Raw genomic sequence first — 12,475 nt, 5'->3', positions numbered from 1 at the left:
TAGAAAAAAATAAGAATATTTCGTATAATCTAAGTACAATCATTTTGAAATAGGGGTGGCATCATATGGAGCAAATTCCGGTAAAGAGAATAGAAGAAGTACTTGTTGTAGCAGGGGACGATAAACAGAAGCAAAAGGAATTTTATGAATTGCTCTTATCTACTGAGTTTTATGTTGCTGGTTCACTAGAAGCAGAGGACGGGGCAACAGAAGGAATACTTCGTTTGCGTCATTTCCAAGGAGAGGGTAGATGGATCGTTCCGTTCTTTACACAAATGGAATTTGTAAAAGACGTGTTGCCAGAAGGAACGCCCCTTATTACGATACGTGGAAAAGAATTATTTGGTAGCATTGAGAAAGATGCTACAGCAGTATTAAATGTTGGAACTGAGATAAGTAAAACATTTATTCCAGAAGAAGTTGCAGATATCGCATCTGGACGAATTTTTAATTATTATAAATAAAAGGAAAAGCGGAATCGCTTTTCCTTTTTAATTTGAATACGGATTGGCTACGCCAGAAGAAATAGAGAGTGTTTTATTATTTGTATTTATTGTCGCTGTAGCTCCAAGAGGAATGCCGATGTTTGGACTTATATGTCCAATCGGTAAACCGAATAGAACAGGTATATGATATGGTGCGAAATATTCATATAATATTGTTTGTAATGATTGAGATGGTTTAGAAGGAGTGCAGTCATGACAACTTGTAAAAATAACACCGCTGCATTCATTAAACTTTCCAGATAAAAGTAGCTGATTTAACATACGGTCAATACGATACGGTTCTTCCCCAATGTCTTCAAGCAACAAAAGTTTATTCGCCGTATCTATCTCATAAGGTGAGCCAATTATACTCGTTAACACAGCTAAATTTCCTCCCGCTAATGTGCCTGTAACTGTACAGGGAGAGGTAGGTACGATACATTCTGAAGCAGATAAGATGGTGGAATACGGATGGAATAGTTGATTGAAAGAAGATAAAGAGAGAGAATCTACACCTTTTCCTAATTCTTCAACCATTGGGCCATGAAAAGTAATGAGCTTTGCATAACGTGAAAAGGCCGTATGTAAAGCTGTAATATCGCTATATCCCCAAAAGATTTTTGGATTTTGCCTAATGATTTCATATTGAATGTGAGGGAGGAGACGAGCACTTCCGTAACCACCCCGTGCACAGAAAATGGCTTTTACTTCATGATTGGAAAATGCTTCATGTATATCATCAAGGCGAACCTGATCACTTCCAGCTAAATATCCATACTTCTCATAAACACTCTTCCCGATTACTACAGATAAACCCATCTCTTGTAATACATTTACACCTTTTAATACACTTTCAATTGTTGGTGGACCGGACGGTGCAATAACCATTACTGTATCACCTTGTTGTAACGCATTTGGATAAATCATCGTTTTCAGCCTCCTTCACTTTCAATATATTCGCTTCATAGGAAGTTCAACCCTTGTAAAAGAAGGGGAAAGTTTGTCAAATAAAGAAGATATAAGGGGAATGGGAGAAAGAAACAGTAAACAAAAACATAGACAAAAGTAGGCATATATAATAAAAAGTAATTATGAAACAATATAAACCAAAAGAATTTTCAGAAATGCTTAATGTCTCTGTTAAGACATTGCAAAGGTGGGACAATCAAGGTGTTTTAACTGCTTACCGAAACCAAAAAGGAAGATGATACTATACAGAAGAACAGTATAAGGAATATATGGGTATTCAAGAAGAAAATAAAGTAGGCAAAGTAGTTATTTACACAAGAGTATCAAATCCAGGTCAGAAAGATGATTTAGAAAATCAGGTTGAGTTTTTAAAAGCATTCGCAAATGCACGAAGGATGATTGTAGATGAAGTTATCACAGATATTGGTAGCGGATTAAACTACAAAAGAAAACAGTGGAATAAACTGATTGACAGTTGTATGGAAAGAAATATTTCGACTATCATCATTGCACACAAAGATAGATTTGTACGTTTTGGATATGATTGGTTTGAAAAGTTTCTTCGTAAAATGGGGGTGAAAATTATTATTGTTAACAATAATAAACTATCTCCTCAAGAAGAACTTGTTCAGGATTTAATATCTATCATTCATGTATTTAGTTGTAGAATATATGGGTTGAGAAAATACAAAAAGAAAATGTCGGAGGATGAAGACTTATGAAAAGAGCATATTTAATAGAAATCAAACCGACAACTGAACAAGTTAGTAAAATCCGTCAAACTATTGGGGTGTGTCGATATGTATATAACCTGTATATCTCTAAAAATAAAGAGGCATATGAGTCGGAGGGGAAATTTCTTAGTGGCTATGACTTTTCCAAATGGCTAAACAACATTCATACAAAAGAGTGTGACCAGTGGATTAAAGAAGTGTCGAGCAAAGCGGTAAAACAAGCGATTATGAATGGAGATAAAGCTTTTAAGCGATTTTTTAAAGGTTTATCTAAGTTTCCACGATATAAAAAAAGAAGAAGCAAGATGTGAAGTGCTACTTTCCGAAAAACAACAAAACAGATTGGACAGTAGAAAGACATAGAGTAAAAGTCCCTACAATTGGTTGGATAAGGTTAAAAGAGTATGGATATATTTCAAAAAATACAACTGTAAAAAGTGGTACAGTATATCAAAGAGCAGGGAGATACTATGTGTCTATACTCTGTGAAGTGAAAGAGGTAAAACCAAATTCAATTCTCAATGCAGTAGGTCTAGGAATTGATTTGGGAATTAAAGACTTCGCTGTACGTAGCGATGGAAAAACTCACAAAAATATAAATAAAACAGTACAAGTAAAAAAGATAGAAAAACGGTTAAAACGTGAACAACGCTCTTTATCACGCAAATTTGAAAATATAAGAAAGCGAGGTGAACAACCTGTTACTAATAAAAGAGCGAATATAGATAAAAACATTCTTAGGGTGCAAAAACTACATGCTAGGCTAGTAAATATCCGATTAGCGTATGTAAAGTCTATTGTAAATGATGTGGTGAAAACCAAGCCAACGTTTATTACAGTAGAAGATTTGAATGTGAAAGGTATGATGAAGAACAAACATCTATCTAAAGCTGTAGCGCAACAATGTTTTTATACTTTTAAAACATGGCTATCAACGAAATGTAGGGAATATGGAATTGAACTACGGCAAGCGGACAGGTTCTATCCATCTTCTAAAATATGTTCATGTTGCGGTCAAAAAAGTCGGATTTAAAGCTGTCTGACCGAGTATATACATGTGATTGTGGAAATGTAATGGATAGAGATTTAAATGCATCTATCAACCTTTTACAAGCAAAAAAATATACAATACTAACGTAAATAGATTGTATATATGTACGGTGGGCTACATCGGAATTTACGCCTGTGGAGTGTCACAGCAAACTGTAGTAGCAAGTGATTAGCGAGGCAGGGCACGTAGAAGCAGGAATACTCTAAGAATATACATTTGTCTATATTTTTAGTAGCAGGAGAAATGATGTTTACAAGTCGTGTAATAGATCTATTACAAATTAAGTATCCAATCATTCAAGCAGGTATGGCAGGTGCAATTACGACGCCTGAGCTTGTTGCAGCTGTAAGTAATAGCGGAGGACTAGGAACGCTTGGAGCAGGTTATATGAGCCCTGAACAAATTCGTGACGCAATTTATAAAATAAGGGAACGAACGGATAAGCCTTTCGGTGTTAATTTACTGTTAACGAAAGAGATACAGATAGAAGAAGAGAAGGTAACCTTGGCAAAGGGATTACTTAGCGGAGTGAATAGAGAATTCGGTATAGAGGAAGAAGAGCAGCTAAAGCTTCCAAAAAGTTATAAAGAACAATTACAAGTGTTAGTAGAAGAAAACGTGCCAGTCGTTAGCTTTGCATTTCAAACGTTAGAAAAAGAAGAAATAGATGACTTAAAAAGAAGAGGAATAAAAGTCATCGGAACAGCTACTCATGTGAGAGAGGCAAAAGTGCTTGCTGAATTAGGAGTAGACATTATTGTCGGTCAAGGTAGCGAGGCAGGAGGACATAGAGGAACGTTTATCGGGAAAGAACAGGACGCTATGATTGGGACATTCGCATTAATTCCGCAGTTAGTAGCAGCAGTCCCGCATATACCAATTGTTGCAGCAGGTGGTGTAATGAACGGGCAAGGGCTTGTTGCGGCATTTACACTGGGGGCAGAAGCTGTTCAAATGGGATCAGCCTTTTTAACGAGTGAAGAAAGTATTACGCATGATGTGTATAAAGAAGCAGTTTTACATAGTACAGATACGAGTACAACTGTGACCCGTGCGTTTTCCGGGAAATATGCACGAGGTATTCGTAATGAATTCATAGAGAAGCATGAAGGGCATGAAGAAGGGCTTCCGATGTATCCAGTGCAAAATGTATTAACTTCTAAAATACGCCAAGAAGCAGCAAAGCATAATAAAGGAGAATACATGTCGCTTTGGGCAGGGCAAGCGTCATCATTAGCACGAATAGAATCAGCTCAGCATGTAGTGGAGCGAGTTATGAAAGAAGCAGAGAATGTAATCGAACAATTACAAAATGTATATAGAAAAAGACCACTTGAATAATTCAAGCGGTCTTTTCATTAGTTTGCTTTATAAAATTGTTGGATGGCTTCATCGATATAAACCCAGCCTTTCCAACCTAAGTGCATATGATCTTTTAAGAAGTATTTATCATACTCATGATTTGAGAAGTCGGCAATTGGATAGCCAGCTTTCTCAATTTGCTCATGAACTTTCTTGTAGTATAATTCGCGACGTTCTTTCGGGAAGCCAGCGTAATCGTACCAAGGACCTTTTACAGGAACAGAAATGAAGAGTGGTTTTGCACCAGATTGTTTTAGTAAATCAAGTACAATTTGTAAATCTTCATATTCTGGCGATTGATCATAAGCATCATTTTTTAAGTAGCCTTCACGTTGCTTTAATTTCTTCTTAATCTTGCTGTTGAAGTAATCATCTTCGATACCGTATTCGTTAGAACCTGATTCTACTGCACCAGTTTGATCTGCATGTTTACGAGCTTCTTCCCAATTCATTTGTTTTAATGAAGGGTCAAGTTTTTCTTTATGCGGTTTAATATCAAACATTGCTGTAAATAAATCTTTACGATCTAAAATGTTACGATAAATATAAGCGAAAGGTTTAGCAGCAAGTGCTTTTACTTTATGCTTTGTATCATCATAAACGATACCTTCAAGCGAAATTTTTAGTAAAGTTTCTTTCTTAACGATCTCAAAGTTTAATAAACGTTTTGCAATTTGCTTTTTCATTTCAGGCTTTAAGTCATCATTGAAAAGCAAGTGATAGCCTTGTTGTTTCGAAAAGTTAGGTGCAAAGTGTGTTTCATCAATACCTTGTGGTACAAACCATTGAGGAGAAAGAACGAATACCATTTTCTTATCTTTCAATTGATCCATTGTAGATGCAAAGTTTAACACATGTACAAGGTCTTGTGTTCCTCCGCGTCCAAGAAGGAATGGTGTGAACCCTTCAGGCTTTACTTTGAAATAATTTGATGGATGGAAAGCATCCATACGTGCAAATTCCGATGAACCGTACATCGGAAGGTATTTCGGGTCTGCTAACATCTTTTGCTGTAAAATCATACTTTGAATCTTTTCTTCTTTTAAAGAAGTGGCAGCTTGTTCTACTTTTTCATCACTTAAAAGTGGAAGTAGGAAGCGCGTTGGAATAAGTAAGAATACAGCAAAAAGGGCCAATGCTAAAAGCATCGGACCAAATTTTGCTTTGTTCATCGGATTTCTTCCAACTTCTTAATAACCATGTTTGGTGTAGCCCACTCGTCACGGTCAAAATCAGAAATAGAAACTTCAATATCTAAACGCTCTTGGAATTCAACTAATAAAGATACTACAGCGAAAGAATCAAGAATACCTTCTTCAAATAATTGAACATCTAAGTTTTCTTTCACAATATCGTTTTCACATACTTCTTCTAAAATATCTAATACTTGCTCTTTGAATTCTGCCATTTTTAAAATCTCCTTTATATCCGAAATATATTATATGTGCAACTTCTTATTAGTATAAGAAGGGTGCATTAAAAGTATCTGTTAAGGTGTCCAGAGAAAATTAGGAAACCGAAACATACAACGTGGAACGTAATTACAATCGCAAGGACGTGTGTAAATTTATTGTTTGGCCAAAACTTATGCTTCTTGTTTTTTCGTTCGAAAATATCGAATAAAATAAACAGTGCGGCATGATAGAGACCATAAATAACATACTGCGCAATGGCGCTTCCTTGGATGTGCCAAATTCCCATAATGAAGAAGTTTAAAAAGGCACCGATATACGAAATTGTGTAACGGTTCTTGATTAACTTTTTCTTCGTTGCAAAAAAGACGAAACGCATGTAAATAAAATCACGGAACCAGAATGATAAACTCATGTGCCAGCGGTTCCAGAAGTCTTTAATGTTACGACTAAGGAATGGCTTATTAAAGTTTTCTGGCGTTTTAATTCCCATCATGTAACTGATACCAATTACGAACGCACTATAACCTGCAAAGTCAAAGAATAATTGCATGCTAGTAGCGTACATAAAAATCACATTAGATAAAAGTGTATCTTGATTGGCGAATACTGCCTTAACAAGATATGTTGTTATCAAGTGCGCGATTATAAACTTATACAGAAAACCTTGGAAAATACGGTTAAGCCCTGTATATAGTAATTTTTGATATTCCTCAGCACTAGGTGGCTTTTGGATATCTTTTTGGAATCTACGGTAACGATCGATAGGCCCACTTGAAATCGCAGGGAAGAATAAAACAAACTCCCAGAAATTAAAGAAGGAAAGTTCTTTAATTAAATTATCACGAACTTCAAAGACCATTTGTACAGCTCTAAATGTTACGTAAGACATACCTGCGAAAACAATAAAATGTAATTCAGGTACAAATGGTGCGACCTTTGCCAAAATAAGTGGCAAAATCGATAAAATAACAGCTATACAAAACATGAATGTACTATTATTTTGTTTTCTTAAAATTAAATAGCCTTTAATCAGGGCATATTGCCAAATAATAAATACGGCTAACATAATCGCTTGCTTCGGTTTATCCGAGAAGATAATAGCAATCATGACTAATGTTAAAACGGCATTATATTTACGCAACATTTTACCTTTTAATCCAGCTATGATAGTAGGTATTAATAAAATGCCCACTATAGCGAAAAAATAAAATGATCCATATGCGGTCATGCTGTAACCTCACTCAATAATTTTTTGCGATCTACCTTTCCATTTGGTGTCATTGGAATAGAAGATTGATACATGAATTTACGTGGAATCATGTAGTTTGGTAATCGCTCATTGAGTTCTTTTTTAATTGCAGATGTTAATTTGAATTCTTTTTCAAATGAATGTTCTCCAGGAACAACAACCGCTAATAAATAATCGTATTTCTCACCTTTTTTAATTGGAACGATAACTGCGCCTTCTACGTAAGAACACGCACGAAGGTGATGCTCAATTTCTTCTAATTCCATTCGATAACCATGCAGCTTAATTTGGAAATCAAGACGACCATTATAGAATAGAAGACCATTTTCAACATAGCCAGCATCGCCTGTTTTATAGGCGCGCTCACCGTCAATCATAGTAAATGCTTTTTCTGTTAATTCAGGGCTTCCTAAATATCCAACACTTACGCTTGGACCGACAATTACGATTTCACCTTTTTCACCATCAGGTGCAATCGTGCCATCTTCTTTCATAATAAGAAGGCGGCAGTCTGATTTACAGTAGCCAACTGGAAGTGATTTGTATTGATCAAGCACTTCTTCTGTAACGTGAATACCTGTTACAGCGACAGTAGCTTCTGTTGGACCGTACGTATTCATAATTGTCGCTTTCGGGAAACGCTCAATTAATTTTCTAGCCACTTCGTTTGGTAACACTTCACCGCAGAATAAGAATGTTTTCATGTTTGGTAGCATACTCTCAGAGAAAGATGCTTCCATTAAACACATTTCTGCGAAAGATGGTGTTGAAGTCCATACTTGTATATCCGATTGCTCTAAAGAAGCAAACAAGTCTTTTGGACGTGCAATCATATCTTTATCGATTGCCCAAAGTGTACCACCTGTTACTAATGATGGGTAAATATCCATGACAGATAAATCGAATGAGAAAGGTGCTTGGTTTAAGAATACTTGCCCTGTTTGTAAGTTGAAATCTTCTACAGCCCATTTTGTAAAGCTTACAAGGCAGTTATAAGTAATCTGAACCCCTTTCGGATTACCTGTGCTTCCTGATGTGTAAATAATGTAGAAGTTCTCATCACCTTTTACCGCATGTTCAGGATTTGGAGTGTTCCCTTTATGAGTAAAGAAAATATCTTTTAAGTTGTCTTCACTTACAATGCGAACTGGTAAATCAGTTACAGTTACTTCTGTTCCTGATAAAAGTAGTTTCGCACCAGAATTTTCAGCGATACGTTGTACACGATCAGCTGGGATAGATAAATCTACAGGAATATAAGCATGTCCAGCTTTTACACATCCTAAAAAGTTAATAATCATTTCAGGTTGCATATGGCCATACACCATAATTGGTGAACGATCATCTGGATACTCAGAAGAAATCCAATGTGCTAACGCATCAGAATCTTCCTTTAATTGTTTGTACGTAATTTTCGCATCTCGCCAAACAAAAGCAGTTTGATCAGGCGTTTCAATAGCCCACTTTTCAATTTGTTCTAATAACTTCATAACGTTCCCACCCTAGAATTCATTGTAAATAAATGTACTTGTGTTTGTATCATGGAATCCATACAACCAAAGTAATGCAAATAAAATTGCAAGGTAATAAACCGTCTTTGCAACCCATTGTGTGAGTGGTCGAGACCATATCTCTTTTAATCTTTCCATGTCTTTCCCTCTCTTAATGAAATAATAGCTCTTTGTAGGTATCATGTCCTACATTATTGTGAAAAAAACAAAATTCCACATTTTAGGTAAAAATAAGTCAAAAGGCTCTTTTCTGATATTAGCACTAAATACTAAAAAAGAAAATCCCTAACTTAGCAATTATATTACATTCAGCACCAATTTGTAATGGGTTTGATATGTAAATAGGAAGTGGATTGTGTGAATGTATAAAAGTGGTCTGGGAGAATGAATAGGAATGTAATATTTGTTTGAATTTTTGAGTTTTTCATAGTTAATGTATGGATTGTTAAAGTTTCGTAAAAGGGGGAATTTCTGATGAAGAGGATGTGGAAGGATTTTATTTCAGAAGAAAACATTATTAAATGGAGACGGTATTTTCATAAACATCCGGAATTATCATTTCATGAAAAAGAAACTTCGCAATTTATATATGATACATTATGCTCATTTTCTTCTTTTGAAGTAACGAGACCGACGAAGTATAGTGTACTAGCAATTAAAAGAGGAACGGAACAAGGGAAAGTAGTTGCGATTCGAGCTGATATAGATGCTTTGCCAATTCAAGAGGAGACAAGGAAATCTTATACGTCTGCGAATAAGGGAGTGATGCATGCATGTGGACATGATGCTCACGCCGCTATTTTGTTAAGTACAGCAGAAGTGCTATCACATATAAAGGAAGATTTTGCAGGTGAGATTCGTCTCTTCTTTCAGCACGCAGAAGAGGTGTATCCTGGGGGCGGACAAGAAATGGTTAAGGCAGGCGTGATGGATGGTGTGGATTATGTAATAGGTTTACATGTTATGTCAGGACTTGAGAGCGGGAAGATAGGAATTGCGTATGGGCCGATGATGGCGGCACCGGACGTATTTACAGTTGAAATTCAAGGGAAAGGAGGGCATGCGGCGAGGCCAGAAGAAACGATAGATCCTATTGCTATCGGAGCACAGATTATTACAAATTTACAACATATCGTATCAAGAAATACAAGTGCTTTCATGCAAAGAGTTGTTTCAGTTACGCAGTTTCATGGGGGAATGGCTGATAATATTATTCCTAGTGCAGCAACTTTAATGGGAACTGTGCGCTCTTTTAATCAAGCGTTAAGGGTGGAAGCAGAAGAGAAAATTGAGCAAATCGTGAAAGGCATTACAAAGGCGCATGGAGGGGAGTATACATATACGTATCGATATGGATATGATCCGGTTATTAATGATGGATATATTACGAAAGTAGTAGAAGAAAGTGCACTACATTTGTTTGGGAATAAGCGTGTTGTGAAGCTTGAACCCTCTATGGGAGGAGAAGATTTTTCAGCATATTTAAGAAAGGCACCGGGTTGCTTCATTAAATTGGGGACGGGGAATGAAAAGGTAGGTACTTGTTATCCGCATCATCATCCAAAATTTGATGTAGATGAATCAGCTTTAATTTATGGAGTGGAATTATTTCTAGAGACAGCGATAAGACTACTAAAATCATAAAAAAGTATAAAAAAAGGCAACTGCGCTCTATCGCAGTTGCTTTTATTTCTTTCCGTCAGAGAGGGCTGAGAAAGAACTATGCTCATTTATAGTATATGAATAGCTAACGGACAAGCTTGTACATTTTCATCATTTTTTTAAAAATAGTTATTGACATTGATAATCATCGTCAATTAATCTAAGGGTAGTTGAAATTGATAATTATTATCAATAGGGTGGATGCGACATGTTAATGAGAAAAAAATTTCACCTTCTGCGGAGGGGATTAAAAGATAAAAATAAAGATGTTGATCAGCATATGGAATGGCAAAGAAATGTAATTCGTTCTGAATATGTAGATGAGAAGAGTACACTTCCAACAGAAAAAGAGATACAAGGTAAAAGGAGAGATACAGTTGAGTAAGTTAGTAATGATTTTTGCAAGTATGAGTGGAAATACAGAGGAAATGGCTGATCATATTGCCGGTGCCATTCGTGAAACAGAAAATGAAATTGAAGTTATCGATATTATGGATTCACCAGAAGCTTCTATACTAGAACAGTATGATGGGATTATTTTAGGTGCTTACACTTGGGGAGATGGTGACCTTCCTGATGATTTCTTAGATTTTTATGACGCAATGGATTCTATTGATTTAACTGGGAAAAAATCGGCAGTATTCGGATCATGTGATTCGGCGTATCCGAAATACGGCGTGGCGGTTGACATTTTAATAGAAAAGCTACAAGAACGCGGGGCAGCAGTTGTGTTAGAAGGACTAAAAGTAGAATTAACGCCAGAAGATGAAGATGTAGAAAAATGTTTACAGTTTGGAGCTGAATTTGTAAAACACCTTTCTTAATGGCAGAAGGGAGATGAAGAGCAAGTGCATGAGAAAATCGCAATCAAAACGATGACAGAGTATCATTTGTATGATTTTATGCGTTGTCCGCACAAATTTTATTTCCGTCATATAAAAAGAAGAGAACCTTCTTCGTTTGAATGGCAACAAATCGCACAAATGATTGTGAATCGAATTATTAACGAATATTACACACTACCTGCGGGCCAACAAACTAAAATCGTACTTTTAATATTAATAGAAAAGTATTGGAAAAAAGTAAGGATTAATATGTTTGCTTCAAAGACGGAGTATTATATTGTGTTAGCGAAGTTAACGGATCATTTATTACAGTTTGTTGAAAGAGATGATAGTCAGACACCGCCGTTATTTTTATATGAAAAATTTCAAACATATATGGAAGAGTTAGGTGTCCACATGTCATTGACATTAGAAGTTGGTGAGTGGAGTACTGAGTCGTTTGTAATTAAAAAGTATGTTGTCGATGCGGATGAGGAAATGCTTGCTCTTTGTCAAAAGTTAATGACAGTATTCAGTTATAAAGCTTTCGGCATTCTTCCAGGAAAAATTGAAGTAATTAATTTAATAGAAGGAACTAAGTATGAGTACATTCCGAAACAGGAAGATATTATAACTGGAATGGCTGATTTATCTAGAATGAAAGAAATGTTGCAGCAACCGGAGCATTATACAGAGCGTCATTTTCGTTCTGAGTGTATAAGTTGTGCATTTCGTAGCGAATGCCAAGGGGAAGAAGTAAAGAAGGAAGCGAAGCAGAAGAAAAATATCGTACATTAAAGGATGCAATGTTGCATCCTTTTTTTGTTATTGACATGAAAAGCTTTTCATCATTTACCGTATATTTGTAGCAGATTTTAATAAAGTGAAACTTTAATCAGTGGGGGTTTTCTTCATCCCCTACTGATTATTAGTTGAACCAATCGGACTTTAATGGGCAGTTGATCCCCCGCCTAACTTCTTTGCTTTCGCTGAATTTGGAGGTGGGGGTCTTACTGCCCATTAAAGCGGGATAAAGGGAGGAATAATCAATGAAAGATGAAATGAAAGTATTTCAATGGTTAAAAGAACAGAATGCTCCTTTTGGAATTCAACTGCAAATTTTACAAGCATTTCAACTGTATCAAGTTATTGTTGAAATGGATAAAAAGTTAATGATGTATGAGGAGAGAGAGTATAGGGAGAGAATGTAATC

The 12,475-nt window shown here is 36.0% G+C and carries 13 protein-coding genes and 2 pseudogenes; 9 read left to right on the top strand and 6 right to left on the bottom strand.

The annotated features are described in order from the left end of the window. The first annotated feature begins 65 nt into the window (after positions 1 to 65). Positions 66 to 464: an SseB family protein gene (locus AABL52_RS20045; RefSeq protein WP_282894425.1), complete on the top strand. Its 399-nt coding sequence runs from the start codon at positions 66 to 68 to the stop codon at positions 462 to 464. A 27-nt stretch (positions 465 to 491) separates the two neighbouring features. On the opposite strand, the gene AABL52_RS20040 is transcribed toward AABL52_RS20045, so the two are convergent. Beyond that, complete coding sequence (locus AABL52_RS20040; protein WP_341518263.1) at positions 492 to 1,412, bottom strand: S66 peptidase family protein; 921 nt, start codon at positions 1,410 to 1,412, stop codon at positions 492 to 494. A gap of 164 nt (positions 1,413 to 1,576) precedes the next feature. On the opposite strand from AABL52_RS20040, the pseudogene AABL52_RS20035 reads away from it, so the two are divergent. From AABL52_RS20035 to AABL52_RS20025, 3 genes and pseudogenes are all read left to right on the top strand, one after another. Then, positions 1,577 to 2,176, top strand: a pseudogene (locus tag AABL52_RS20035) (IS607 family transposase). Beyond that, positions 2,173 to 3,328: pseudogene (locus tag AABL52_RS20030) on the top strand (RNA-guided endonuclease InsQ/TnpB family protein). Before AABL52_RS20035 ends, AABL52_RS20030 begins: the two co-directional pseudogenes overlap by 4 nt. Before the next feature lie 157 nt (positions 3,329 to 3,485). Next, positions 3,486 to 4,580: an NAD(P)H-dependent flavin oxidoreductase gene (locus AABL52_RS20025; protein ID WP_098873015.1), complete on the top strand. Its 1,095-nt coding sequence runs from the start codon at positions 3,486 to 3,488 to the stop codon at positions 4,578 to 4,580. A 17-nt stretch (positions 4,581 to 4,597) separates the two neighbouring features. Here AABL52_RS20025 and dltD read toward each other — a convergent pair whose 3' ends face one another. The 5 genes from dltD to AABL52_RS20000 all read right to left on the bottom strand — a co-directional run bounded on the left by dltD (position 4,598) and on the right by AABL52_RS20000 (position 8,914). Continuing rightward, entirely contained in the window at positions 4,598 to 5,773 is a 1,176-nt protein-coding gene (dltD, locus tag AABL52_RS20020) for a D-alanyl-lipoteichoic acid biosynthesis protein DltD (protein WP_048544965.1), read from the bottom strand. Next, entirely contained in the window at positions 5,770 to 6,009 is a 240-nt protein-coding gene (dltC, locus tag AABL52_RS20015; protein ID WP_000807310.1) for a D-alanine--poly(phosphoribitol) ligase subunit DltC, read from the bottom strand. Before dltC ends, dltD begins: the two co-directional genes overlap by 4 nt. 68 nt (positions 6,010 to 6,077) lie before the next feature. After that, the gene (gene dltB / locus AABL52_RS20010) at positions 6,078 to 7,244 is read right to left on the bottom strand and encodes a D-alanyl-lipoteichoic acid biosynthesis protein DltB (RefSeq protein ID WP_048544963.1); all 1,167 of its coding nucleotides are present in this window, start codon (positions 7,242 to 7,244) and stop codon (positions 6,078 to 6,080) included. Next, positions 7,241 to 8,755, bottom strand: coding sequence for a D-alanine--poly(phosphoribitol) ligase subunit DltA (gene dltA / locus AABL52_RS20005; protein ID WP_000770525.1), 1,515 nt, complete (start codon positions 8,753 to 8,755; stop codon positions 7,241 to 7,243). The genes dltB and dltA overlap by 4 nt, the downstream gene beginning before the upstream one ends. Positions 8,756 to 8,767: 12 nt before the next feature. Beyond that, a complete protein-coding gene (locus AABL52_RS20000) occupies positions 8,768 to 8,914 on the bottom strand; it encodes a teichoic acid D-Ala incorporation-associated protein DltX (RefSeq protein ID WP_000440293.1) in 147 nt (48 codons plus the stop codon). Between the two features lie 336 nt (positions 8,915 to 9,250). On the opposite strand from AABL52_RS20000, the gene AABL52_RS19995 reads away from it, so the two are divergent. From AABL52_RS19995 to AABL52_RS19975, 5 genes are all read left to right on the top strand, one after another. Further along, positions 9,251 to 10,420 (top strand): amidohydrolase, encoded by a 1,170-nt coding sequence (locus tag AABL52_RS19995; RefSeq protein WP_000827665.1) that lies wholly within the window; start codon positions 9,251 to 9,253, stop codon positions 10,418 to 10,420. A gap of 226 nt (positions 10,421 to 10,646) precedes the next feature. Beyond that, positions 10,647 to 10,823, top strand: coding sequence for a hypothetical protein (locus tag AABL52_RS19990; protein WP_000929011.1), 177 nt, complete (start codon positions 10,647 to 10,649; stop codon positions 10,821 to 10,823). Then, positions 10,816 to 11,262, top strand: coding sequence for a flavodoxin (locus AABL52_RS19985; protein ID WP_341518262.1), 447 nt, complete (start codon positions 10,816 to 10,818; stop codon positions 11,260 to 11,262). The genes AABL52_RS19990 and AABL52_RS19985 overlap by 8 nt, the downstream gene beginning before the upstream one ends. Before the next feature lie 24 nt (positions 11,263 to 11,286). After that, positions 11,287 to 12,060 (top strand): hypothetical protein, encoded by a 774-nt coding sequence (locus AABL52_RS19980; RefSeq protein WP_341518261.1) that lies wholly within the window; start codon positions 11,287 to 11,289, stop codon positions 12,058 to 12,060. 251 nt (positions 12,061 to 12,311) lie between these two features. Continuing rightward, positions 12,312 to 12,473 carry a hypothetical protein gene (locus tag AABL52_RS19975; RefSeq protein ID WP_000651007.1) on the top strand — a complete coding sequence of 54 codons (162 nt, stop codon included), beginning with the start codon at positions 12,312 to 12,314 and terminating at the stop codon, positions 12,471 to 12,473. Positions 12,474 to 12,475 lie beyond the last annotated feature (2 nt).

Source organism: Bacillus paramobilis (assembly GCF_038096195.1).
In the GTDB taxonomy this organism is placed as follows: Bacteria; Bacillota; Bacilli; order Bacillales; family Bacillaceae_G; genus Bacillus_A; species Bacillus_A mobilis.
This window is presented reverse-complemented; position numbering and strand designations above follow the sequence as displayed.

What these genes read in the sequence shown, in the direction of transcription:
- AABL52_RS20045 (WP_282894425.1), top strand. Translation starts at nt 66, where the DNA reads ATGGAGCAAATTCCGGTAAAGAGAATAGAAGAAGTACTTGTTGTAGCA.
- AABL52_RS19990 (WP_000929011.1), top strand. Translation starts at nt 10,647, where the DNA reads ATGTTAATGAGAAAAAAATTTCACCTTCTGCGGAGGGGATTAAAAGAT.
- AABL52_RS19995 (WP_000827665.1), top strand. Translation starts at nt 9,251, where the DNA reads ATGAAGAGGATGTGGAAGGATTTTATTTCAGAAGAAAACATTATTAAA.
- dltC (WP_000807310.1), bottom strand. Translation starts at nt 6,009, where the DNA reads ATGGCAGAATTCAAAGAGCAAGTATTAGATATTTTAGAAGAAGTATGT.
- AABL52_RS20040 (WP_341518263.1), bottom strand. Translation starts at nt 1,412, where the DNA reads ATGATTTATCCAAATGCGTTACAACAAGGTGATACAGTAATGGTTATT.
- dltA (WP_000770525.1), bottom strand. Translation starts at nt 8,755, where the DNA reads ATGAAGTTATTAGAACAAATTGAAAAGTGGGCTATTGAAACGCCTGAT.
- dltD (WP_048544965.1), bottom strand. Translation starts at nt 5,773, where the DNA reads ATGAACAAAGCAAAATTTGGTCCGATGCTTTTAGCATTGGCCCTTTTT.
- AABL52_RS20000 (WP_000440293.1), bottom strand. Translation starts at nt 8,914, where the DNA reads ATGGAAAGATTAAAAGAGATATGGTCTCGACCACTCACACAATGGGTT.
- dltB (WP_048544963.1), bottom strand. Translation starts at nt 7,244, where the DNA reads ATGACCGCATATGGATCATTTTATTTTTTCGCTATAGTGGGCATTTTA.
- AABL52_RS20025 (WP_098873015.1), top strand. Translation starts at nt 3,486, where the DNA reads ATGTTTACAAGTCGTGTAATAGATCTATTACAAATTAAGTATCCAATC.
- AABL52_RS19975 (WP_000651007.1), top strand. Translation starts at nt 12,312, where the DNA reads ATGAAAGATGAAATGAAAGTATTTCAATGGTTAAAAGAACAGAATGCT.